The following is a 1,853-nucleotide window of genomic DNA, read 5'->3' as shown; positions in this document are numbered from 1 at the left end:
TCATAACTGGGCAGTGAGTTTCCTGATGCAAAACCCGAATATTACTTTATGGGAGATTGAACCATTATTAAAATCTGCACAAAAATTCTTAAAAGAAAATCCTGATACAGTAAACCCAAGCCAGATTTTCCAACGGATAAGAGATCTAGATAATGCTTTGGGACAAAATCCGGATTTTCTTTTGGATATACCATGCTCTAAACTTCCTCATTGGCAAGATATATCAAAATACCAAATTCCACAAAGTGTGAAAAATAAAATAAATAGCATTCCTAATCAAAACAGCTATTGGTCAAGCTGGGCTGTAACAGGTCTGAATGATGGAGCAGGAGCAAGAGTAAATATGGATTTGTTTCCCATAAAAATAAATACACTCCCAAATAAACCAGGAACAAATCAAAAATATACACCAGCAGAATTTTTTGATTTCTTCAGAAAAAACATTAATTTATTTGCTGAAAAATTTACGCCGATAGAAGATAACTATTATAATATCCACGATACTGCATTATGGAATTCTGCAAATCCATTAGGAGCTTTAATTCATATACAAATTCCTATAGATGATGGAACAGTTGTTTGCTCAGGATTCAGTACTAATGCTTGGATTTTTACAACAATGAAAGCTCCGCAAGGTTGGTCTTATGATGGTATTCATCCTGTAGCAGGAAACAGGCTTTTCAGTTATTATATGGAAGGAAATACCATGTATATTTATACAAGAGGTGTAGATAGAACTTCAAAAATTAATGATAATGATACGCCAGTAATTAATGCCATAATGGAAGAGACAGCTTTCCAAGGAGCCGATCAATTATGGAAGGGTATGCAAAACAAATTATCAGCTTATATTAATACTAATGGAGGAAATGCAAGTAAAGTACAAGAAGAAGTTTACAGACCAAATTATAATGCTATCAAAAATTATTTAAAAGGGCAAGCTCCAATTAGTTCTTTAGGGTGCAAATAAAAAGATAAAAAATGTCAATAAAGAATTTATATAAATTACTAATAATTACTATTATTTCTATAGTTCTTAAAAACACACTTCAAATTTCATTTAGTACAATATTTAAATCTGAAGGTATGCTGAAGTTTTATAGCCTTAATAAAGAAAATATTTATACTTTTAAATATATTCTTTTGGTAATATTTTTATATGATTTTTTTCTTTTTTTACCTTTTTATCTTTTTGTCTATTTATTATTATATTTTATTGTTCAAATATTTGATAATAAAATATGGTTACAAATACTTTATAGTATGATAATATATTTGTCAGTAATGTTTTTTATGAATCATGGTGAATTTTATATAGAAAACATGATGATATCAATATTTTTAGGTATTTCAAATTATTATTTGTTTAATTTTTTTTTGAAATGAATAAGATTTTAATAATATTTTATCTGTTTTTCATAAACATTTTATTAAGTCAAAGCAAAACAAATAAGTGTCCAAAAGAGATAAAATATTTTGCCTCCACTCTACCTATAGATGGCGTGAATTGGCATGTTCCTATTAAGTATAATATTGACAATGATTTAATTGATTTAATGATAAAGAGAAAAGACAAGGAAGAATTATTTCTTCGATTTAAAATCATTGAAATTTTAGAATGTGATTTTGAAAATATTAATAATTCTGATTTGAAATATAAAGTCTTGACTTTTAATGAAGAAATTGATGCATATGGAGAAAAAATATCTGAAATAGAATTTAAATTTACAAATGGTGAAGGGAAAATTTATATTCGCCATATTAATTTTCCAGAAATAGTTAGTGATGCTACAATTCTTATGAAGCAATAATTTTAGTCATACAACTTGCAAATTATATACTTATATTTAATA

At 26.8% G+C, this 1,853-nt stretch carries 2 protein-coding genes; both read left to right on the top strand.

The window, feature by feature from the left end:
* The coding region (locus AC2A1C_RS15730) for a hypothetical protein (protein WP_484026877.1) at nucleotides 1-970 on the top strand (970 nt) is incomplete at its 5' end.
* Nucleotides 971-1,382: 412 nt separating this feature from the next.
* Nucleotides 1,383-1,811, top strand: a complete 429-nt coding sequence (locus tag AC2A1C_RS15725) for a hypothetical protein (protein ID WP_484026876.1) — start codon at nucleotides 1,383-1,385, stop codon at nucleotides 1,809-1,811.
* Nucleotides 1,812-1,853: the final 42 nt, after the last annotated feature.

The organism is Chryseobacterium sp. HNCC26DJ241 (genome assembly GCF_057180505.1).
The sequence above is the reverse complement of the archived record's forward strand: the minus strand, read 5'-3'. Positions and strand labels throughout refer to the sequence as shown.

What these genes read in the sequence shown, in the direction of transcription:
- AC2A1C_RS15725 (WP_484026876.1), top strand. Translation starts at nt 1,383, where the DNA reads ATGAATAAGATTTTAATAATATTTTATCTGTTTTTCATAAACATTTTA.